Genomic DNA, 23,536 nt, shown 5'->3' on the forward strand with positions numbered 1-23,536 from the left:
ATAATTCCCATTTTTTTTTGTATTATTCTCGATTTGCAGTACCTTTGCATCCGCAAAATGTAATAAAAATGAAAGATATTTGTTGTATTGGGCACGTAACAAAGGATAAAATCGTGACCCCGAGCAGTACGGTTTACATGGCTGGCGGCACCTCTTTTTATTTTGCCTACGCCATCAACCAATTGCCAAAGGATGTAAGTTTCTCGCTCATTACGGCGATGGATCCTACCGAGAAGGAACCGGTTGAAAAGATGCTCAAGGCTGGAATAGACGTCACCTTGAACCCATCGCGCAATACGGTTTTCTTCGAGAATATTTATGGCGATAATCCTAACGACCGTAAGCAGCGTGTGCTTGCCAAGGCAGATCCTTTCACCATCCAGCAGCTGGAGCATGTAGAGGCCAAGGTCTTCCATCTGGGCAGTCTGCTGAGCGATGATTTCTCGCCAGAAGTGGTTGCCTTTCTTGCCAAGAAGGGAAAAGTTTCCATCGATGTGCAGGGATATCTGCGCGAGGTGAGAGACGAGAAAGTTTACGCCATCGACTGGCAGGACAAGCTTGATGTGCTCAAGAACACCTATTATCTGAAGGTGAATGAGACCGAAATGGAGACCATTACCGGACTGAAGGAACCGAAGGAAGCCGCCAAGCTGATTCATGCCTGGGGCGTAGCCGAGGTTATCATCACCCTGGGTAGCGAGGGCTCTCTGGTTTATGTAGATGATACGTTCTACGACATTCCAGCCTATCCTCCTCATGAAGTAGTAGATGCTACCGGATGCGGCGATACCTATTCGGCAGGCTATCTCTACAAGCGCCTGCAGGGAGCCAATCCGGTAGAAGCCGGTAAGTTTGCGGCAGCCATGTGTACCATCAAACTGGAGCACAACGGACCATTCAACCGCAGCATCCAGGACGTAGAACGCATCATGAAATAAATTTTAGATAATTTATCCTATTATCTTCTTATTTTTGCCTGAATTGGTGTAACTTTGCATCCAATTATGGAACAGATTTCACCAATTCAGGCATTATTGCAGCAACGCACCCTGCTCCAGCTGGAGTATTATACCGAGAAAGAAGCCTTCCGCAAGCTTACCGAACAGATGGGCATGCAGCGGAAGGTGAAACGAGGTGATGCCTGGTTCCCGCTACAGGTGGGAAAGAGCTTTTATAATTCGCTGAACCAGACAGCCATAGAGGTTTTCCGAACCTCTGACCAGGATATCGAGCACAATTTTGAGTTCGGTCGCCCCGTCATGTTCTTTATGGTCAAGAAGATGGGCAAGAATGAGAACCAGGGCAACACAGCCCTTCAGCAGCCAGAAAACGCTTCAGACGCTAATCATAAAGTTCAAAATTCAAATCTCAAAGGTCAAAGTATTAAATATTTCTCCTTCACCGGAACCGTGAGTTATGTAGATGGCGACAGAATGGTGGTTACCGTACCCGATTCTGCCCCTCTGCTCGAACTTCAGCAGTCAACCGATCCTATCGGCGTACAGCTATCCTTTGACGAAACCAGCTACAAACTGATGTTCGAGGCCCTGGACCGCGTAATGAAGGCGAAGAACAACCGTCTGGCTTATCTCCGCGATTTATTCTATTCCCATCAGAAGGCAGGAAGATTCTCCTTCGAACCGATGAAGTTCCCTTGGCTCAATCCTACCCAGGAAAGGGCTGTAAACGAGGTGCTTTGGGCGAAGGATGTGGCCATCGTTCACGGACCTCCGGGAACCGGAAAGACTACAACCCTGGTGGAAGCCATCAACGAAACCCTGATGCGTGAGAGCCAGGTGCTGGTGTGTGCACAGAGCAATATGGCGGTAGACTGGATATCAGAAAAACTGGTGGATAGAGGCATCAACGTGCTCCGTATCGGAAACCCGACCCGCGTGAACGACAAGATGCTGGGCTTCACCTACGAGCGCCGCTTTGAGAGCCATGCTGATTACCCTCAGCTTTGGGCAATCCGCAAGGCAATCAGGGAATTAAGAAAGAACAGGAAGAAAGGAAGCGAGAACTATCATCAGAAGATGGACAGGCTGAAGAGCCGTGCTGCCGAAATAGAACTCCGCATCAACGCAGAACTCTTTGGCGAGGCGCGTGTCATCGCCTGTACCCTGGTAGGCTCAGCCCATCATCTGCTGGAAGGCATGAAGTTCGGTACCCTCTTTATCGACGAGGCTGCCCAGGCTTTGGAAGCTGCCTGCTGGATTCCGATGAAGAGAGCCAGCCGGGTGATTCTGGCGGGCGACCATTGTCAGCTGCCACCTACCGTAAAGAGTATTGCGGCATTAAGAGCCGGACTGGGCAAGACCCTGATGGAGCGCATCGCCGAAAACAAGCCGGAGGTGGTAACCCTGCTGAAAATCCAATACCGCATGAACGACGAAATCATGCGATTCTCCAGCGACTGGTTCTACGGGGGCAAGGTGGAGAGTGCGCCTCAGATCAAATACCGGAGCGTATTGGATTATGACCATCCGATAACGTGGATTGATACTTCAAACGAGGAGAATCAGATAACGATAGAAGGAGAAGATGCTCCTGAGGATTCTGCTTCCACAGCATCTTCTGTATCTGCAGCCAATCAGAATTCTGATTTGAACTTCAAGGAGCAGTTTGTGGGCGAGAGTTTCGGGCGCATCAACAAGGCAGAAGCCGAGCTTACCCTGCTCACCCTGGCGGAATACTTCACCAAGATAGGCAAACAGCGCGTTTTGGAGGAAAGAATCGATGTAGGCATCATTTCGCCTTACCGTGCCCAGGTACAATATCTCAAGAAACTCATCAAGAAATATGAGTTCTTCAAGCCTTACCGCCGCCTGATCAGCGTAAATACGGTAGATGGTTTCCAGGGGCAGGAAAGAGACGTAATTCTCATCTCCCTGGTACGTTCCAACGACGAGGGACAGATCGGATTTCTGAAAGACCTCCGCCGCATGAACGTGGCGATAACGAGAGCCCGAATGAAACTCATCATCCTGGGCAACAAGGACACGATGACGAAGCATCCTTTCTACAAGAAACTGTGGGAGTATGTGGAGGCAATCAACAATAACGAATAAAATAAAATAAAGACTATTTTATGCTACAACGAGACTACATACAGCGGTTGATTCGCGAGTTTATGGCGGCACTCGAAAGAATGCTCGAAAAGAAAGAGGTGGAAGTGAGACGTGAGAAGATTAAGGAGCTCTACAATCAATACGTAGGCCCTTACGCCTTCTACAGCATCGCCACCATAGAAGACGTGATGAAGGCGATGGCAGGAATAGAGGACGAGGAGAAACGACTCTCCAAGATGGACATGCTTGCCGAACTCTACTATCACGAGGCAGATACCGTGGGACAACCTACAAGAGATGAACTCCTGAACAAGGCTTTCATGCTCTTCGATTATGTGGAAGCCCACGGAGATACGTTTTCCATTGAGCGCCGCAACAAAATGGCACAAATCAAACAGAAAGTGGGAAATGAACTCTACTAATGACATGACTGTAGGCTCGCCTTTGCGAGCCATCATCAAATTTGCTATTCCACTAATCCTGGGTTACATCCTTCAACAGATGTATCTCATTATCGATGCCGCCATCGTGGGAAGATGGATTGGCGTGGGAGCTCTTGCGGCAGTAGGCGCATCCAGTTCCATCATGTTTCTCATCATGGGCTTCTGCAACGGTTCCTGTGCCGGTTTTGCCATCCCTATCGCCCAGGCTTTCGGCGCCAGGGATTATGCCAAGATGCGGGCTTACGTAAGCAACAGCATCCGCATCGCCGTGGTGTTTGCCGTGGTCATCACCTTCCTTTCCTGCATCTTCTGCGGAAAGATTCTGCATCTGGTGAATACGCCGAAGGAGGTGTTCGATGACGCCTACATCTTCCTGATGCTGCAGTTTGCGGCGATTCCTTTCACTATCGCCTACAATCTGCTCTCCGGTCAGATCCGCGCCCTGGGCAACTCGAAACAGCCTTTCTATTTCCTCATCACAGCTTCCGTTATCAACATTATTCTAGATGGCATTCTGATTCTCGGTATGGGGTTAGGTGTAGAGGGAGCAGGTATTGCCACTTGGCTTTCACAGGGAATTTCCGTGCTGCTCTGTATCTGGTTTATCAAGAAGAAAATGCAGATTCTGATTCCGAAGGGAGAAGAAAGAAAATTCGATAATAAGAAGATAAGCATTCTGCTGAACAATGGTGTTCCGATGGGTCTGCAGTTCTCCATTACCGCCATCGGTCTCATCATGCTGCAGAGTGCCAACAACGCTCTGGGAACGGTTTATGTGGCTGCATTTACTGCCTCTATGCGCATCAAATATCTCTTTACCTGCGTTTTCGAGAACATCGGAGTAGCGATGGCTACCTATTGCGGTCAGAACCTGGGAGCCAGGAAGCTGGATAGAATCGGTCAGGGCGTAAGGGCTGCCATCAGGATGATGCTGGTTTATTTCGTCTTCACCTTCCTGCTCATCTATCCGTTTGCCGACGAGATGATGATGCTCTTCGTGGATAAGGGCGAGGCAGAAGTGGTGACTTATGCTGCCCAGTTTATGCGTATAGCCAACTATTTCTATCCTTGTCTGGGCTTGCTCACCATCCTGCGTTACAGCATCCAGGGCTTGGGTTACAGCAATCTCTCGATGCTGAGTGGCGTGATGGAAATGATAGCGAGATGCGGTGTGAGTCTCTGGCTGGTACCAGCCCTGGCGTGGACGGGAGTCTGCTTCGGCGACCCTGTAGCGTGGGTCATGGCAGATCTCTTCCTCATTCCCGCCTTCCTGTGGCTTTACAAGCATCTGAAGAAGGAGCAAGTACGATAGGGTATTTTTGACGTTTTAAAAATTTGCATTAAAAAATATTCTGCTAAGGGTTAGGAAAATGAAAATTCGATTGTAATATAGGCAAAAGAAAAGAAAATAAAGTAATGCAAATAAACAAAGAAACGATAGAACAGCTTTTCCGGCAGCATTATCTGAGGATGTACCAATTGGCCAGGGTACTTCTGAAGGATGATGCAGCCAGCAAGGATGTGGTGAGCGAAGTCTTTGCCGATGTGCTCGACGGAAAGACCCAACTGGGTCTTGATAACGAGACTATAACCAGCGATTCGCCCCTGCCTTCCACTAACGTCGGGAGCTATCTTCTGGTGTGTGTGCGCCATAAATGCCTCAACCTGTTGAGCCGACAGAAGATGAAAGACCGGGTTCATCACCTCCTGAAAACCGATACTTCGCCTTCGATAGTTCCCCAGGAAGCGATGATTGCCGAAATAGACAGGGAGACCGAAAAGTACGAGGCAATTCTGGCTTATATGGATACAGAACTCACGCCACAAACCCGCAAGGTACTCGATCTCCGTTTTCGGCAGAAACTGAAATATCGGGAGATTGCTACGGAATTGGGCATCAGCGAAGTGGCAGTTTATAAGCATCTGGCGCAAGGCATCAGAAAATTAAAGCAAAAGTTTAACCCTTAGCAGATTTATTATGGACAAGTTTGAAAAAATACTGGATATCATCAACCATCAGGAGAAGTATTCTGATGAGGAGATTCGTGAAATATTGCAGGATGAGGAATGCCGAAAACTCTATCAGACGATGATGGAAGTGGATTCTGCACTTGAAAACCCCTCTCCTATTATTAATATAGATGAGGAATGGGAGAAATTCAGCCAGAAACATCAACTTCAGGAAGTATCCCATCCTATAACTTCCTGGCGCAAACTGGCAGCATCCATCGCCGGCTTTGTCTTGATTTCGGGTATTGCCTTTGCTGCAATCCATACTTACATCAAGCGCAGCCAGGAACCAACCCAGGTAATCGCAGATACTCATCCGGAAGTCATAAAATCAGATTCCGCAAAGCAGGTAGCAGCAAAGGATTCCCTGACTCATCCGAAACCAGAAAAGCCAGCCATTCACAAGATTTTCGAGAATGTGGCTTTCGAGCAGATGATTTCAGAGATTGCTTCTTATTATGATTTACAAGTGAAGTTTGAGAATAACGAGGACAAGACCCTCCGCCTCTATTACGAATGGAACAGTCATTCGAGCATCGAGAACATCGTAAAAGAACTGAACCAATTCGAGAATGTAAACATCGAATTGCAACAAAACGAGCTGATTGTAAAATAACAAGCTTATCAAAAGTAAGCATAATATTATCGACTCTCAAAGTAATCATAAAGTTCAAAGCTCAAAGTTAAAAAGTATCATTATGAGAAGATTTTCAGCCATCATATTCCTGCTGTGCACGTTCGCCCTGGCGATGAGCGCACAGCACATCCAGCGCAACTATCACAACCGCAGCATGTCGGACGTCCTCATCGACCTCGACAAGGCTTCCAAGCGCTACAAAATCAGTTTCATCTACAACGAACTGGAGGATTTCACAGTTACCCAGAACGTGAAGACAGCCAATATTCCCGATGCCATCCACAAGGTAATCGGTTTCTATCCTATGCAGATGACCTTGGGCGACAGCCTCATCACGGTAGAATGCATACGCAAGAGCGAGCGCAAGCTGATAGGCAGACTGATAGACAATCACAATCTTCCTGTAGAATTCGCCAATATCCAACTGCTCAACCCGAAGGATTCCTCCTTCCTCTGTGGAGGCGTAAGCAACGCCAATGGCGATTTCGTCATCCCCTGCCAGCAGAAGCAGGCCCTTATGAAGGTTTCTTTTGTAGGCTATAAGACCATTTGCAAGCTGGTATCTATTGCCCGCATCGGAAATGTGAGGATGCAGGCGAATTCATACCTGTTGAAAGGGGTGACCGTTGAAGCCGCAAGGGTTGTAGAAAAAGTAGATAGACAAATCATCTTCCCTACAAAAGAGCAGGTGAAAACGGCTTCCAATGGTTATGATCTGTTGGACAATATGTCTTTGCCTACCATTATCGTAAATCGAGCAGAACGCAAAGTTCTGTCACTAAAGGGCGGAGATGTGCAAATACGTATCAACGATGTCAAAGCTAGCATGCAGGATGTTTTAGCCTTGCAGCCGGATGAAGTTACAAAGGTGGAATTCATCAATGTTCCAGGACTCAAATATGGAGACAACAATCTGGATGCAGTCATTAACTACCAGGTCCGCCGACGCTATGCCGGTTATGTGGGTGGAGTTTCTACGATGCAAGGCACCAAGGCTGGTTTCAATAATAGCGACGGTTATTTCAAATACAATGTGAAGAAATCGGAATTCAGCATCAACTACAGTTTCTCCTATCGCTCGGTAGAGGAACGAAGCTATGAGAGTCTCGGTACTTATCATCTGCCCACAGGAGAAACTCTACATCGCAATTATTTAGGTTATGATTCTCCGTTCCTATACACCACCAATAATGTACAGTTGGGTTATAATCTTAGTGAGCCAGACAAATATACATTGAATGTACGGTTGAATTTCTACAATCACAACAGTCCTGTGAGAGGCATGAACCAGCTTTATCAGGAAAGCGGCAAGGCAAATCAATATCTGCAAAACAACAGAAAAATGCTGGAGCAGATTCCATCTCTGGACATTTATTATTCGCTCAACATGCCCCATGACCAGAACCTGGCTCTGAACCTGGTGGGTACTTACATCGGCACAGATTACCAGTATCGTATGAGGGAATATACGTTCAACAAATCGCCGGATGAATCTGTAAAGAACGCTCCGCTGACCGATTACAGTTATGATGCAACTGGTAGAAAGCGCTCTCTTATTGGTGAAGGAACATACAGCAAGAACTGGAAACAGATGGCTTTATCGGTAGGTGGACAATATAATATCAGCCACACAGATAACATCTATGTGGGAAGCAGTAATGCTGATACGGAATTGAAGTACAGCAATCTCTATCTTTTCACCCAGCTACAGGGACAGCAGAAGTGGTTCAGTTATCAGGTGGGAGTTGGTGCAACCAGGTCTTCCATCCATCAGGGGGAGAACGGATACAGCAAATGGCTGTTTCGACCACAGGTAACTTTACAGGCAAAGGCTAGCGACCGTCTGAGTTTTAAATGGAGCAGCAAAATCACGTCAGACATCCCAAGCCTTTCCGACTTGAGCGAGTTGCGCCAATATTCCAACAGCTTTGAGGCGCGTGACGGCAATAGCGGTCTGAAGCCATTTACCGGCTACAACAATACCTTGTCGGCTTCCTGGAACATTCCGCTGATGTCTGTGTACCTGGAGGGAAACTGGACGTATTACGACAAGCCAATAGCCACTTCTATCTTGCCCGAAAAGCGGGAGGATGGCTCTTATCTCTTTGTGAGCAAACCGGAGAATCAGAAGAATCATGATTACAAGCACCTGCTGTTGACTCCAGAAGTTCACCTCATCAAGGATCATCTGGATTTGAACCTCATGTACGAGTATCAGAATGTCAAGACAAAGGGTTTGGATTATTCCCACGAGTTCAATTACTTCAGTTATGGAGCAGAAATTCGGTACATGACGGGCAATTGGAACATTGGCTATGGTGCCTATAAGGTGGAAAAGAGTTTTTGGGGAGAAAAGACAAACGGCGGAGAGCCAACCTCCAATCTTGCCGTAACCTACAGTTATAAGAACTGGCAGTTTGGCGTTCTCGGATTATTCGTATTCTATCCTCATGGCTGCGTGTATAAGGATGAACTTTTCAACAAGTATGTGCAGCAGAAGAACAAGGTACGCCTTGCTGACCAGGGCAACATGCTTGTCTTTACTGCCAGCTTCAACTTCAGTCATGGCCGCAGATACCATACAGGCAGCCGTAAGCTGAACAATAGCGATAGAGATAATGGTATCAGATAGAATAGTTTTATATTTTCCTGAAATCACAAATAAGCAAAAGGCTGAACTTCCTAACCCGAAGTTCAGCCTTTTTGCATGTCATCAGTAATCCAAATACGCATTTTATCGTTTATAGACGACAAGCATCATTTTTAGGGTAATTTTGCGGTGGGACGATTACCCTTCTAAGAGAAGAAAATAATATTTCCAGTTAGGAAAATAAAAATCTCTAACTGGGAAAATATTTAGGATGGAAATGACTCAAAACAGACAGTTGAGACTCACTTTCCGGTTTTTCCGACTCTAAATCGGGTAATAGTCTCAGTTATCCCGTTTTTGCTTGCATTTTTTAGGAAAACATGATTTTGTATTTCAGCAAGGTCTAAATCTACTTTAAAGCAAAAAACAAAGCAATTTTGAGGGTTTGGGAGACCTAAAAAGAATGCTTTTGTAAAATCTTTCGAATAATCTATAGGGCTGAGACCGAAAATAAAAAACTGAGAAACCTTCATAAGTCGTTGCTTTCTAGGGAATTAGATTATCGCCTCTTTTCCTTTTACTTGCTTCCATAGTCTCAGTCTCAGAGTCTCAGTTGTTTTTCAAGCACCCCCTCTTCTTCTTATATACTTATATATTATATATATATTAATATATAATTAATTAATAATCAATAAGTTATAAAGATAAAGAAAGAGAGAACGGAAAAATGGTACCCCCTTTATTTATAACTGAGACTCTGAGACTGAGACTCTCTGCTCATCCCGAACAAAAAAGCAGGAGTCTGCCAGCATCCCTGCCAGCAGACTCCTTTTCCATAAACCGAACCTAAATTTTACACTTTCTTTTTCTAGGAAATGCAATTACAATGTAAACCTAAATATAACCTATTACCTTGATGAAACTTCTAATACACTTTTCTCTATTATAACGCTTTGCAAATGAATACCTTCTTAAGACTATTCAGCAACAGCCTGCTCTGTAGACTCCTGCTGAGTATTCTCTACAGGTGCATCCTGAGCCTTTACTTCCTCTGTAGGCTGCGCATTCTCCACCTGCTCTACAGGAGTTTCCTGCTTGGCAGAATCCTCAACGCTAGCCTGAGAACTGATAGCTGTGTCTTCTACTGTTGAATCGGCTGGAGCTACTGTATCAACTGGAGCTACTTCAGAATTACCCATCATTTTGCTAGAAGCAAAAACATTACTTACTGAAACCATTACCATAGCTGCGATTGCTGCAAAAACGAACTTCTTCATAATCTTATCTTTTAAACTGTTATTACTAATATTGTTATTTACTTTCGTTGTGGATTCATTATCGAACCCGCTATTCATTATCACAAGATGCGTGCCAGAAAATGAGCAAATCGACTACTTCTCCTGATTATCAGCCACTTATCATTTCCGTATCAAAAAAAAGAGAGTGGGGAAAATGGGGAATGAGTGGGGAAAAAATCCACAAAAAAAATGGGGATTCCGTTCCAGATAACTTCCATTTTCCCCAAGAAACAGTTTTGTTTCACCCCGAATTCCGGATTTCTTTATTGCTTCAGATTCATTCCCAGCCATACAAGAGAGCATGGTTACCCCAAAAGAAAGCACAAAAGCTAGAAAAATGAAACAGATATAGCCCTCAAAAACGCTCCTTTTTGGAAGATACATTCCTTTTTCAAGTTATACGGAAGATTGATGATTGCGTTAACCACTTGATAATAAGCCTTTTAGAAGAAAGTAGATTAGAAAATCTTCCAGATTCCAAATCTTCCAATTATTTTTTCTGCATATCCCTCCTACCTCTATTTTTATATATATTTATATATGTTATATATATAATTAACTAATAATCAATAAGTTATACGACATAAATAAGTAAAGAAGAAGGACAAACTAAAGATGCATACCCTCTTAAAATTAATTGGAAGAACTGGAATCTGGAAGATTTAGCAGGGTAACTGGAACGCTATCATTTCATTAACTATCTGATAATGAGCCTTCTAGAAGAAAGGAAAGCGTTCCCGTTCCAGTTGTTCCAATTATTTTTTCAACATATCCCTCCTACCCCTATTTTTATATATATATTTATATATTATATATATAATTAATTAATAATCAATATATTATATAATATAAAGAAGTAAAGAGAAAGGACAATCGAAAGATATAAACCCACTCAAAATTAATTGGAACAACTGGAACAATTGGAACGCAGCCAACCGGAGCAAGCTAATTGGAACGCAGCCCCAGGAAAATCCCCTTTTCTCTAGAAGGCAAGACCTATCCATTTGCTTTTCACCTTAGGAACAGAAAATCATAGGAAAAACATTAAATTTCCTTAAACAAGCTACCTTCTAGGATTATTTCAAAGCATAGTTAGAAATATTTTCGTATCTTTGCAACCGAAAGTCCCTTGGAAAAGTGGCAGAACAGAGCAAAAAGTCCCTTGAAAAACGTGCATGGATTCAAGAAAAGTCCCTTGAAAAACGTGCACAGCATAAAGGGCAATACATCATAAATCATTAGAGAACAGATGTTTAAACGAAAAACCGAGAAATATCTCAAAGAATGGAAAAGTGATGAGCACAAACACTCATTCTTCCCCTCTACATGGCTTTTCTGCTGAAAAACAAATAATCTTCATTAAAATATCGGAATTCTAAGAATAATCCCGACAGAAATGATTATTTTTGCAAACAAAAACAGAATACTGTAGATAAATGCAGAGGATAACGCATAAGAGAATCAGGATTTCCTGGCTGCTGCTATTGGTTTACCTGCCGATGCTGCTGGTCATTACGTTTCACCACCATGGTGAAGCGCAGGGAACTCATGCTGATTTCTATTGTGCCGATTGTGCCCATCATGTTCATCACGACGGGCATCTGATAGCCCTACAGCATACCATGCATGACTGTGTGCTTTGCCAATTGCAAAGCACTCCTTATCTGGCTCCATCCCTCGTGGTTTGGGTTGCCATCGCCGTGCTCCATCTCTCCCCTCGCCGTGCCTTCTGCTCTCCTTGCTTGTGCAGGGCGAAGGGGGTAAAATCTACCCGTGCTCCACCTTATTCTCTGTTTTTATAAATAATTGAATATTAACAGAATAAGGTAACAAATAACATAATGAGAACAATATTGAAAGCAATATTGCTGATGAGTCTGTGCTCATCGGCAACAGCCCCTGCTATGGCTATAAACAGAGCAAATCATGATAAGAAGGACGCAAACATTCATGAAGAGGAAGCAAACGATTCTACCAGACACCAGCCGCTGACGGAATCGAGCGTGAAACTGAACGAAGTGGTGGTAACAGGCTTAACGGGCAGTCAGAAACTGAAGCAATCGCCGGCACCCATCTCCTTTGTTTCTGCCCGCCAGCTCGAAATGCAACCTTCTACCAACATCATCGACGCCATCGCCCACCAGCCAGGCGTTTCGCAGATTACCACGGGAAGCGGAATTTCAAAGCCCGTGATCCGTGGCCTGGGCTATAACCGCGTGGTAGTGGTAAACGATGGAATAAGACAGGAAGGACAGCAATGGGGCGATGAACACGGAATAGAAATCGACCCCGCTTCGGTTCATTCCGTAGAGATTCTGAAAGGTCCGGCAAGCCTCATGTATGGCTCAGATGCGATGGCAGGCGTCCTCATCTTCCACTCCGCTCCTACCCTTGCCAAGGGCGACATGAGAGCAAATTTCTCAACGGGTTATCAAACCAACAACGGACTTTTTGATTATTCGCTCAACTTTGCCGGCAACCAGGGCGGATTCGTCTGGAACACCCGCTACAGCGGAAAGATGGCGCATGCCTACAAGAACAAATACGATGGTTATGTATTCGGTTCATCACTCAGAGAGCAGGCATTCTCGCAGCTTCTAGGCTGGAACTACCGCCAGGGGCATTCGCATCTCACACTCGATTATTATCATCTCACTCCGGGCATCGTAGAGGGAGAAAGAGATGAGAAAACGGGCGAACTGGAAATTCCGGATGGCTACGATGCCAAGAGTTACGGCAAACCGATGCCTTATCAGCAGATTCACCATTACAAGGCGGTGCTCGACAATTCCTGGTTCCTGGGCGACGGCAATCTGAAACTCCTCTTGGGTTATCAGCAGAACCGCCGTCAGGAGTTTGAGGAGGAAGAGAATCCGAAGGAATGCGGACTCGATTTCATGCTCCATACCATGAATTACGACCTGCATTATCTCTCGCCGGAAATGAATGGATGGAAGTTCTCTACGGGCATCAACGGCATGTGGCAGCAGTCGATCAATAAAGGTTCTGAATTTCTGATTCCAGCCTATCATCTCTTCGATTATGGTGTATTTGCCACGGTGAGCAAGGAGATAGGCAAACTGAACCTGAGCGGCGGCATCAGATACGATCATCGCCATCTGCACAGCGAGGCTTTGAGAGAAGAGGATGATGCTGAACCGCATGGTTCTGGCTTGAATGATTCTTTCCGCTTCCAGGCCTTTAAGCGCAGCTTTGAAGGAGTAACCGGAAGCATCGGATTGGCTTATGAAATCCTGCCCGATTTCAATCTGAAGCTGAACCTGGCAAGAGGATTCCGTGCTCCGAACATCAGCGAATTATCATCGAATGGTGTGCACGAGGGAACCCAGCGATACGAATTGGGAAATACGAGTCTGAAGCCGGAAAACAGCTGGCAATTCGACTTTGGTTTGGATTATTCTTCGCCTATCATTTCGGCAGAGCTCTCGCTGTTTGCCAATCGCATCAACCATTACATCTATAGCGAGAAGTTGGCAGATGAGAACAATCTGCCTGTCCTCATCGACGACACGCCAGCCTATCAGTTTACTTCGGGCGACGCCCGCATTCTGGGTGGTGAGGCGAGCATCGACATCCATCCTGTGGAGCATCTGCATATCGGCAACACCTTCTCGTATGTCAACTCGGTTCAGTTGCATCAGCCATCCGAATCAAAGTATCTGCCATTCACCCCAGCCCCTCGCTGGGTTTCGGATGTAAGATATGAGTTTGTCTGCGACGGCAAGACTTTCGACCATCTCTTCGTAAAGCTACAGATAGATTGCAATCTCCGCCAGAACCATTATTTCGCAGCCAACGATACGGAGACCGCTACGCCATCGTACACCTTATTAAATATGTATGCCGGTACCGACGTGAAGCTCCATGGCAAGCGCCTTCTCTCGCTCTATCTTTCGGGCGAGAACCTTACCAACCGTGCTTACCAGAACCACCTGAGCCGTCTGAAGTATCTTGACGTAAACCAGGTTACAGGCAGAAGAGGCGTTTACAATATGGGCCGTAACTTCAGTATAAAGATAGTGGTTCCGATAGAGCTGTAACTCCCCTTTTAGGATAAGCAATTCCTCATCAGGAATCAGAATTTTGAATAAACAAGTGCCGATAAAGATGCCAAAAGCTGCCGGAAAAGCAACTTTTGGCGCCATTATCGGCATTTTTCCGTCTAATTATTAGACAATCATTACCCATTTCCGATGATATTTCGTAACTTTGCACCATGATTAAGAAACAAGGAACGATATTGATTGTTGATGACAACCGCAACATTCTTACTACGGTAAGGATGCTGCTGGAACCCATATTCGATGGCATCATCACCATCGCCAACCCTAACTCCATCCCAGCCAAACTGAGAGAAGAGCACCCCGACGTGGTGCTGCTCGACATGAACTTCTCCAGCGGAATCAATTCGGGAAACGAGGGACTGTACTGGCTCAGGGAAATCAAGAGCCTCAGCCCGAAAACCGAGGTGGTGCTCTTTACCGCCTATGCCGACATCCAACTTGCCGTAACAGGCATCAAGGAAGGTGCCGCCGACTTCATCGTGAAGCCTTTTGAAAACGAGAAGATGATACGTACGCTGGTAGAGGCTAGGGATAAGAACAGGGCTGTGGATAACGTTATCAACAGGAATGGTGGAAAACCTGGTGGAAAAGATGCGCAAAGCGCTATGTATTGGGGAGATAGCGAAGTTATGAACAATTTGAGAAGTATTGTGGAAAAGGTTGCTGCAACCGATGCAAACATCCTCATTACGGGCGAAAACGGAACGGGTAAAGAGGTGTTAGCCAACGAGATACATCGTTTATCCACAAGATGTGGAAAGAAAATGCTGCCTGTGGATATGGGAGCCATTACGGAAACCCTTTTCGAGAGCGAACTTTTCGGTCATGTAAAGGGTGCCTTTACCGATGCCAAGGTGGATAAACCGGGCAAGTTTGAGCTTGCCGACGGCAGCACCATCTTCCTGGATGAGATAGGAAACTTATCCTACGGTCTTCAGGCAAAACTCCTTACCGCCCTGCAACGCAGAAGCATCGTAAGAGTGGGCGGAAGTACGCAGATTCCCATCAACGTACGACTGGTTTGCGCCACCAACCGCAACCTGCAGCAGATGGTAAACGATGGCGAATTCAGAGAGGATCTGCTCTATCGCATCAACACCATCCATCTGGAATTGCCTGCCCTGAGACAGAGAAAATCAGACATCGTTCCGCTGGCAGAAAGATTCCTCCATCAATATGGCGATTTATATAATAAGTTGAATCTCCGTTTTTCGGAAGAGGCTGAGAAAAAACTTACCAGTTTGCCATGGTACGGAAACATCCGTGAACTTCAGCACGCCATCGAGAAAGCCGTGATTCTGTCTGATGGCGGAATGATTTCTGCCGAAGATATTGACGGCGGAAACCAGCAGAAAAGAGAGAAGCCCCTGGAAGAGGTTCAGACGCTCGACGAGATGGAAAGCCGAATGATAGAGAAAACCATCAGGGAATGTGAAGGAAATCTGTCGGTAGTAGCCGCAAGACTGGGCATTTCCCGCCAGACGCTTTATAATAAAATTAAGCGATATGGATTATAAACTAATTATAATTATCGTGCTTTTGCTCGTGGCTGTAGTGGGTTACATTCGCCTCTACCGCCACTATCGCCGAAACATCAAGAAGGTAACCTTTCTTTTTGATGCGATAGATAATGGGGATTTCTCCTTCAGTTTTCCTACGGAGAAGAGGTTTAAGGAGGATAAGATTCTGCATCAATCCCTCAACCGAATCAAGCTCTTCCTGCAGCATACGAGAGAGGAGCAGATGGATCGGGAGAAATATTACGAGCAGATTCTGAATGCGGTGGATACGGGCATCCTGGTGGTGGATAGTCACGACAACATCCTGCAGCACAACCAGGCAGCCCTCCGATTGCTCGATACGGATGTGCTTACCCACATGAACCAGGTAAAAGGAAAGCTGAAGGATGAACACCTGGCAAAGCATGAGACGCAAGCCATGCTGAAAGACAAGCACGTGCGCATCATCGCCCTGAGCGACGTGAGCCACGAACTGAGCAATCAGGAGGTGGATTCTTGGATCAAGCTGATTCGTGTGCTGACCCATGAAATCATGAATACCATCACGCCGGTTACTTCGCTGAGCGAAACTCTGCTTACCCGGGTTACAGAGGATAAAGACCTGAAGCAAGGCTTGGAAACCATCCACAAAACAGGAACCGAACTGTTGGCTTTCGTCAACAACTATCGCCGTTTCACCCATGTTCCCCAGCCTCAGCCTGCCCTCTTCTATGTGGAACCATTCCTGGAAAGAATGGCGTTGCTCTGCAACCACGAAGTAGAGATTTCGGTTTCTCCCAAGGATTTGCTGGTTTACGCCGACGAGAGCCTCCTCTCTCACGTAGTAACGAATCTTCTGAAAAATGCCGTAGAAGCTTTCAGGGAAAAGGAAAGAGAAGACAAGCAGGAATGCCGCTCCGCGGATTTGCAATCCGCGGCAAGCAAGAAGGCATTTATCCGTCTCAAAGCCTATGCCAACGCCCAGGAATCCATCATCATTGACGTGAGCAACAACGCCGGTCTCATCGCCGAAGATGTAGCCTCCCACATTTTCATCCCGTTCTTCACCACGAAGCCGGAAGGAAGCGGAATCGGTCTCTCCCTCTCCCGCCAGATCATGCGAGTAAGCGGCGGCAGCCTCTCGCTCCATCAGGACAAGGCACAGGGAATCACCACCTTCCGCATCATCATCCCATAAAAAAGTATAATTTTGGGGAGGAAAGTTTGGCACTTTCGCTTTTTTACCATATCTTTGCCATTATAAAAGATTAAGCTTATGTCAACCGACGATAAGACCATATTAAAGATAAAAGATATAGCTAAATCTGCTATTCCTTCAGGAAGCAAGGCTATATTGTATGGATCAAGAGCGAGAGGTGATGCTCGCAACGATTCAGACTGGGACATTCTTATCCTTTTAGACAAAGACAAACTGGAACAAACAGACTATGACAAAGTAAGTTACCCGTTTGTCTTGTTAGGTTGCGACCTCGGCACAGAAATCAATCCAATTCTTTACACAAAGAAAGAATGGGAATCGTATAACTTCACCCCTTTTTACGAGAATGTAAATCGAGACGGCATTAGTTTAATATAAAAGTTATGGATCAAGTAAACAAAGACACATTAATCAGTCTGCAAGTAGAAAAAGCCAAGCGATTTTTAACTCAAGCAGATGAAATGGTTGAACTAAAGCATTGGGATTTAGCAGCCAATCGCTATTATTATGCCTGCTTCCATGCCGTACAAGCTCTATTCATAGCAAAAGGTGTTAATGCCCACACTCATGCTGGCATTAACACCCAATTCAGCTTACACTTCGTAAAGACTGGTATCGTAGATATCTCTTATGGCAGTTTCCTCGCCCGTATGTTCCAATTAAGGCAAAAAGCCGATTACAACTGCGCCTACGAAATTTCCGAAAATGACATCCTGGAAATTATTGGCTTATCACACGATTTTATAAAAACCATATTAAACTTAGTCAAATAATTACTGATTGCCCTCCGCCTCCACAATCTGTCCATCAAACAGGCGGATGGTGCGATGGGCTATCTTGGCATCATGCTCATTATGCGTTACCATGACGATGGTGGTGCCCTCGTGGTTCAGCTCGGTAAGCAGATGCATCACCTCGGCTCCATTCTTGGAATCGAGGTTACCCGTAGGCTCATCGGCTAGGATGAGCTTCGGACCAAAGACCACGGCACGGGCGATAGCTACTCGCTGCTGCTGACCACCAGAAAGCTGGTGAGGGAAGTGCTTGGCACGATGGCTGATGGCCATTCGCTTCATAATCGCCTGTACCTTTGCCTTGCGCTCCGCCTTCGGAATGTTGAGGTAGGTAAGAGGAAGCTCGATGTTCTCCTCTACATTCAATTCATCTATCAGGTTGAAGCTCTGGAACACAAATCCGATTTCTCCCTTTCTCACATCCGTGCGCTCCTTTTCCTTCAGGTTTGCCACCTCGTGATTACCCAGGAAATATTTTCCCGAAGTTGGGTTGTCGAGCAAACCGAGAATGTTGAGCAAGGTGGATTTGCCACAACCGGATGGTCCCATAATGGCGACAAACTCGCCGTCTTCTACTGTGAAAGATACGTTATTTAAAGCAATCGTCTCCACATCTTCTGTGCGGAATGACTTGCAAAGATTCTCTACTTTTATCATTTCTTCTAATGTTTAATGTTTAATTTGGGCATACGCCCTTAAATCTGTGAAATCTGTGGGAGACTTATTCATCCTTGAGATACTTCACCGGATTACTATTCGCCACCTTGTAGCAGTTGATGACGACGGAAAGCCCGATGATGACGAGCAAGATGATGGTAACGCCGATAAACAACAAAGGCGTCATCGTAATCTTCTCGCTGAACGACATGAGCCATTGTCTGGCTATCAGCCAAGCCCCCAAGTCGCCCACGATGATGCAAGGCAAGGCAATCTTCATGATGTCCTTCAGGAAGATGCGAAGAATATCCTTCACCTTCGCCCCGTTCACCTTTCTTATTGCAATCTCCTTGCGGCGGCGGTTCACCTCATCACTCGTATAGCCCACCAATCCGAAGAGGGCGATAACCATCGTTACGATGCCGGCTACCAGGATTCCGTTGCGGAAATGGAGCTGGGAAGCATACTGTGCCTTGAACTCAGACTCATAGTCGAGTACCTCCACTTTGTTGTTTGGATACATCAATTGCACCTTATCTCTTAGGTCTGCCAAAGCCTCTTCTGTCAAGTCATTGTACTTGACGAGCATATAAGAAGCAGGAGTGGCTGAATAAAAATAAACAAATGAAGCAGATCTTGAATCTGCATTTTCCGTGCTGACCGTACCATACTTCACATCATTGACCACACCACAGATTGTCATCGTTTCATTTTCGTTGCAATGTGCGGAAATCCACACTCTCTTGCCTACAGCACCGTCTTTCCAATGCCCCAACTTCGTCAACTTCTTCGCTAAAGTCTCGTCGATAATCACTTGACGACTACTATCCGTTCGCTCCGTGAAGAAAGAGCCTTGTACAAACTTTATGCTCATAAGGTCAAAGTAATTGTCATCAACGCCCTGCGTGTCATGGATAATCATTCGAGTACGATCATCCCCTGGCAAAGTCAAATTATTTCCATTTACACTCCAGTTTTGCAGTGGCACACAATAGGTAGATGCCACTTGCTTAACATTCGGCAAATGCTTGAATTCCGACAAGCATTGCATTCGTTGGTCTGGCTTGATTCCCTCTACATAAACGATTGCCACATCCTTGTAATCATAACCAGGATTCAGATTCACCATTTTATTATATTGACTATTGACCACAAAGAGCAAGCTGAACAACAAGCCAGAGATAACGAACTGAATACCGAGCAAGGCGAGCTTCCAACGATTACGATTCTCGCTATATCCACGGAATGCAATCGCCACTGGAATTTTATTGTAGAGCCATCCCGGCACCAAGCCGCCAACCAAAAGCACAAGGACGCAAATGGCAACCAATATCCAACTGCCACGATTAAACAACAATGTACTTACAGGAGCAGAAAGGAAATTCTCTATCGTTCCCTTGCAAAGGAAGACGAGGATAGCAGCCAATATCACCGACAACCCAACATGCACCAAAGCCTCGGAGAAGATAATCGCATGAATGTTCTTCGGCTCTGCACCATAGCACTTGCGCACCGCCATCTCACGAGAACGAGACACGAGGTTGCCCACGATGATGAGCAGATAGTTCATCACGGAGGTAAAGAGTAGCACAAAAGCGATGATTCCCATAATCCACCCCATCATCTTGATGTAAGAATTTTGGGTATATACTTTGCTAAGAACCGTAAAATCATAATCCAAAGATATTCCTGATTGTTTCCATTCCTTCAAAGGGAAATGGTCTTTCCTCATCTTGTCAACGTATGGACGAAGTTCGCTCGCTTGACATCCTTTAGCCAATCGGATATAGGAGCTATAACAGTCGTTGCCTAACCAATTATTTCTTCCATCATACCCCAAAACTTCCCCGATACTGCTTAGCGACAAAAGAACTTGCTCGTCATGTAGAGAAGCACCCCAAGGAAAGCTCTCGAACACACCACCTATCGTGAAAGTGATGCCGGGATGTTTTGGCATTATAAAATGCTTGCCTACCACATTGCCACCAATCTTTGCAGCCATCTTGGAATCTATCATACAATAGAGCGGACGAGAGAGGACATCCTTTGCTTTGCCCACTAATATCTTTTGTGGGAACATATCAAAGAAGCAACTATCTGCCAGTAATATATTGGCAGAAATGGATTTTTGGTTTTCCAAGTTGCATTGGTTTTCTCCAATATCTACCACTCGTGTTGCAGCCTCCACCATAGGAGCATATTGCTTGATGCCTGGGGCTGTGGCTCCTGATGTTGCAAAATAGGAAAAAGGGTTCTGCCCCTCTGCGTCACTTCCCATCGTTCCCACTTCTGAAATCTGGTACGTCCTTTCCCATCCTGGGAAATACGTATCGTAAGTCTGCTCGAAATAAATCTCGGCAATTATTACCGAACTGATTGCCAATCCGAGCGCCAGACACAATATCTTCACGAAATTGTGCTGCCCCCTTCGAGGCAGATTCTTGAATGCGTTAATAATATGATTCATATCAAATATCCTGTTTCAAGGGCGTTAGCCCAATTTATCACTAATCACTACTAATTAATCATTACTAACTAATCACTACTAATTAAAAACTAATACATCATTATCCTTATAGGCCTCATAGCCACTAACGATGACCTGCTCGCCCGGCTCCAAGCCCTCAATCACCTCATAATACTGAGGATTCTGGCGACCGATGGTTATCTTTCGGCGATAAGCCTTCTTGCCACTCTTGTCTAATACGAAGATCCATTGACCGCCCGTTACACTATAAAACGTGCCTTTAGGGATAATTATTGCCTGCTTCGACTGACCGAGCTGCAAATCTACATAATAAGTCTGACCGGTTCGGATATTGCCAGGGCGAACACCTTTGAAGATGAAGTCGATGCGGAACCTGCCGTCTCTTACCTCGGGATAAACCTTGCGAACCTGCAGGAGATAATGCTTGCCGTTCTGGTCGAAAGTGGCTGTAAGTCCCGGTTTTACCCGGTCGATGTAATGCTCATCCACCTGCGCCTGCACCTTGAAATCGCTGAGGTCGTTGATAACTCCTATCTTCTGTCCGGCAGAAATGCTCTGTCCCAGCTCCACATCTAGCAAGCCGATTTCTCCCGAAATGGTGCTGCGGATGTTCAGCTTCTCCTTGCGCTGGCGAACCAGTTGCACATTCTTCTGCATGGCTTCCAGATTATCGCCCATCTGATCCATCTGTGAACGGCGGAGCTGGGCATCCTTCTTCAATCGCTTGCTGATGAGCGCATGCTTCTTGACGGCAAGGTTGTAATCTTCCTTAGCCTTCAGATACTCCTCGCGCGAATTGAGTTCTTCCTTGTGCAACGCCTCCTGATGCTGATAGGAACGGCGCTTGGTAATGACATCCTGCGAAAGCGACAGTTCCTCGTTGCTATTGTTCAGGCGGTCCTGCTCCATCGAAATCTGGGTATTGCGAAGCATATCCTGCTTTTCGGCAAGTTCGCTTTCGGCATTCAGAATCTCCAGGTCGAGATTCGAATTGCTCAGTTTCACGATTACATCGCCCTTGTTTACGTGGGCACCTTCATCCACCACTTTCTCCAGAACAATACCGCCTTCCTCGGAACTGATCTGCACCACGGAGATAGGAACCACCTGTCCATCCACCGAAACATAATCGTTGAACTGCGCCTTCTCTACGGTTCCGATGCTCAATCCCTTCCTGTCCACCTTAAGGGTGGAAGAGAAATTGCTCAATCCCAGCCAAATGAGGACTGCGATCAAAACCGCTCCTCCGCCAATCCATGCCCAATACTTGCGAGGCACGAGATATTTTTTCTTTTCTATCTTTATATCCATAATTTTATCTTATTAAATTTTCTCCCTGATAATAAGCAACCAATCTCTGTTTGATAATGAGCAGCATCTGCATCTGGAGTTCCTTGATTCTGCTTTCCAGAAGCGTCTGGGCTGCGGTATGAAGATCGAAGGTGGAAAGCATTCCTTCTTCAAACTTCCGGCTCGACATGTGATAGGCGAGCGAATCGGAGGTCACCTTCTTCTGCATCTGATGCAACTCCTTGGCGTAACCCTCTGCATCCATTACCGCCTGGGCTATCTGGTCGTGAAGTTTGCGACGGGTTTCCTCCAGGTTCACCTGTGCCAGTTGCCAGTCGTTACGCGCCTTCTTCACGCTGTGCCAGCGGTCGCTATTATAAATAGGTATGGAAAGGGTCAACGCGAGGTATTCGCCCTGGTTGTTGCGAAACTGCGAGGCAAACCCATCGTATTGCCCTTTCTGAGAGAGATTCTTATAATAGTTGGTAGAAATGCCACCACCGAGAGAAAGTGACGGCAGTAATCTGCCTTTTGCTATTTTATAATCATACCGTGCCCGCTCCACTTCGTATTCTGCCGACTTCAAATCGGGAGAAATATGCTGGAAACCCTGGTAAATGGCTTCGGAATTTGTATAAGAAGCTGAAACCTCTTTATTTTCTGCCTTTAGCTTCAAATTCTGCTCTTCAGCTATCTGGATTTTCAGTTCTTCATCCACCGGAAAATTCATCGCCGATTTCAAGGCGAGCAGACTCTGTTTTGCCACATTCTCCCGATGCGTAAGATTGTATTCATCTTCCGCCACCTGCGATTCCATCTGCACCACATCCGGTCGGCCTTTCTCGCCCAGTTCATACAGGCGCTTCATCTTATCCAGCATCCGCTTGCTTTCGTTCAGTTTCTCGCTTGCTATCCGAATGCTTGCCTCAGCATAGGCAGCATCCACATATTTCTGCATCACGTCGATGGCTCGGCCGTCCTGAATCTTCTGCATCGCCGTGGCTGAATAATCCCGGCTCAACTTAGCCTGCTTCAAGGCGTTGATGGTGGCGAAACCGTCGAAGACATTCAGTTCGGCATAAAGCTGATAATAGTTGTTAAATGTCGTTACATTATTATAAGTATTGGTTTCCGGGTCGATGTTTCGTCCCCAGGCGTACTGTCCCTGCACGCCACCCGTAACGGTAGGCAGGAATCCTGCCACAGCATGCTGGTAATCCTGCTTGCGCTGGCGGGCGTTTACCACCTCCCGCTTCACCTCCGTGGCGTGCTCCACGGCGTATTTCATACAGTCGTCAAGGCTCCAGCTCTGTGCCGAGGCGCCAGCCGCCCAGACCAACCATCCTATCAATATTCCTATTCTTTTCATAATTTTCTTCATTTTGGCATGATAAGGACAAGAGCCGTGCCAAAACAGCATTTCTCCTGATAATCAAACCATTAAATAAAAACTCT

Annotated in this window: 19 protein-coding genes; 14 read left to right on the forward strand and 5 right to left on the reverse strand. The window is 45.9% G+C overall.

Annotation, left to right across the window (positions count from 1 at the left end):
- Positions 1-68 precede the first annotated feature (68 nt).
- From KUA46_RS12115 to KUA46_RS12145, 7 genes are all read left to right on the forward strand, one after another.
- Positions 69-938 (forward strand): PfkB family carbohydrate kinase, encoded by an 870-nt coding sequence (locus KUA46_RS12115; RefSeq protein WP_218487495.1) that lies wholly within the window; start codon positions 69-71, stop codon positions 936-938.
- Between the two features lie 66 nt (positions 939-1,004).
- Positions 1,005-3,071: an AAA domain-containing protein gene (locus KUA46_RS12120; RefSeq protein WP_218487494.1), complete on the forward strand. Its 2,067-nt coding sequence runs from the start codon at positions 1,005-1,007 to the stop codon at positions 3,069-3,071.
- Between the two features lie 20 nt (positions 3,072-3,091).
- Positions 3,092-3,493 (forward strand): hypothetical protein, encoded by a 402-nt coding sequence (locus KUA46_RS12125; RefSeq protein WP_119238074.1) that lies wholly within the window; start codon positions 3,092-3,094, stop codon positions 3,491-3,493.
- Positions 3,480-4,826, forward strand: a complete 1,347-nt coding sequence (locus KUA46_RS12130) for an MATE family efflux transporter (protein WP_218487493.1) — start codon at positions 3,480-3,482, stop codon at positions 4,824-4,826. Before KUA46_RS12125 ends, KUA46_RS12130 begins: the two co-directional genes overlap by 14 nt.
- Before the next feature lie 104 nt (positions 4,827-4,930).
- Positions 4,931-5,482 carry an RNA polymerase sigma factor gene (locus KUA46_RS12135; RefSeq protein WP_218487492.1) on the forward strand — a complete coding sequence of 184 codons (552 nt, stop codon included), beginning with the start codon at positions 4,931-4,933 and terminating at the stop codon, positions 5,480-5,482.
- A 10-nt stretch (positions 5,483-5,492) separates the two neighbouring features.
- Positions 5,493-6,140 (forward strand): DUF4974 domain-containing protein, encoded by a 648-nt coding sequence (locus KUA46_RS12140; RefSeq protein WP_218487491.1) that lies wholly within the window; start codon positions 5,493-5,495, stop codon positions 6,138-6,140.
- Between the two features lie 82 nt (positions 6,141-6,222).
- Entirely contained in the window at positions 6,223-8,793 is a 2,571-nt protein-coding gene (locus KUA46_RS12145) for a TonB-dependent receptor (RefSeq protein ID WP_218487490.1), read from the forward strand.
- 935 nt (positions 8,794-9,728) lie between these two features.
- On the opposite strand, the gene KUA46_RS12150 is transcribed toward KUA46_RS12145, so the two are convergent.
- Positions 9,729-10,028: a hypothetical protein gene (locus KUA46_RS12150; protein ID WP_022121067.1), complete on the reverse strand. Its 300-nt coding sequence runs from the start codon at positions 10,026-10,028 to the stop codon at positions 9,729-9,731.
- Between the two features lie 101 nt (positions 10,029-10,129).
- Between KUA46_RS12150 and KUA46_RS12155 the strand changes: the two genes are divergently transcribed.
- The 7 genes from KUA46_RS12155 to KUA46_RS12185 all read left to right on the forward strand — a co-directional run bounded on the left by KUA46_RS12155 (position 10,130) and on the right by KUA46_RS12185 (position 17,625).
- The gene (locus tag KUA46_RS12155; protein ID WP_218487489.1) at positions 10,130-10,390 is read left to right on the forward strand and encodes a hypothetical protein; all 261 of its coding nucleotides are present in this window, start codon (positions 10,130-10,132) and stop codon (positions 10,388-10,390) included.
- 1,095 nt (positions 10,391-11,485) lie between these two features.
- Positions 11,486-11,851: a hypothetical protein gene (locus KUA46_RS12160; RefSeq protein WP_218487488.1), complete on the forward strand. Its 366-nt coding sequence runs from the start codon at positions 11,486-11,488 to the stop codon at positions 11,849-11,851.
- 39 nt (positions 11,852-11,890) lie between these two features.
- Positions 11,891-14,110, forward strand: coding sequence for a TonB-dependent receptor (locus KUA46_RS12165; RefSeq protein ID WP_218487487.1), 2,220 nt, complete (start codon positions 11,891-11,893; stop codon positions 14,108-14,110).
- A gap of 176 nt (positions 14,111-14,286) precedes the next feature.
- Positions 14,287-15,651, forward strand: a complete 1,365-nt coding sequence (locus KUA46_RS12170; RefSeq protein ID WP_218487486.1) for a sigma-54-dependent transcriptional regulator — start codon at positions 14,287-14,289, stop codon at positions 15,649-15,651.
- Complete coding sequence (locus KUA46_RS12175; protein WP_218487485.1) at positions 15,641-16,831, forward strand: sensor histidine kinase; 1,191 nt, start codon at positions 15,641-15,643, stop codon at positions 16,829-16,831. The genes KUA46_RS12170 and KUA46_RS12175 overlap by 11 nt, the downstream gene beginning before the upstream one ends.
- Positions 16,832-16,909: 78 nt before the next feature.
- Entirely contained in the window at positions 16,910-17,230 is a 321-nt protein-coding gene (locus tag KUA46_RS12180) for a nucleotidyltransferase domain-containing protein (RefSeq protein WP_022111204.1), read from the forward strand.
- Between the two features lie 5 nt (positions 17,231-17,235).
- Positions 17,236-17,625: a HEPN domain-containing protein gene (locus KUA46_RS12185; RefSeq protein ID WP_006848053.1), complete on the forward strand. Its 390-nt coding sequence runs from the start codon at positions 17,236-17,238 to the stop codon at positions 17,623-17,625.
- Here KUA46_RS12185 and KUA46_RS12190 read toward each other — a convergent pair whose 3' ends face one another.
- From KUA46_RS12190 to KUA46_RS12205, 4 genes are all read right to left on the reverse strand, one after another.
- A complete protein-coding gene (locus tag KUA46_RS12190; RefSeq protein WP_022121551.1) occupies positions 17,626-18,303 on the reverse strand; it encodes an ABC transporter ATP-binding protein in 678 nt (225 codons plus the stop codon).
- A 64-nt stretch (positions 18,304-18,367) separates the two neighbouring features.
- Positions 18,368-20,770 (reverse strand): ABC transporter permease, encoded by a 2,403-nt coding sequence (locus tag KUA46_RS12195; protein ID WP_218487484.1) that lies wholly within the window; start codon positions 20,768-20,770, stop codon positions 18,368-18,370.
- 78 nt (positions 20,771-20,848) lie between these two features.
- Positions 20,849-22,102, reverse strand: a complete 1,254-nt coding sequence (locus KUA46_RS12200; RefSeq protein ID WP_218487483.1) for an efflux RND transporter periplasmic adaptor subunit — start codon at positions 22,100-22,102, stop codon at positions 20,849-20,851.
- A 4-nt stretch (positions 22,103-22,106) separates the two neighbouring features.
- Complete coding sequence (locus KUA46_RS12205) at positions 22,107-23,450, reverse strand: TolC family protein (protein WP_256625069.1); 1,344 nt, start codon at positions 23,448-23,450, stop codon at positions 22,107-22,109.
- Between the last annotated feature and the right edge of the window lie 86 nt (positions 23,451-23,536).

It is taken from the genome of Segatella copri (assembly GCF_019249765.2).
Taxonomy (GTDB): Bacteria; Bacteroidota; Bacteroidia; order Bacteroidales; family Bacteroidaceae; genus Prevotella; species Prevotella copri_K.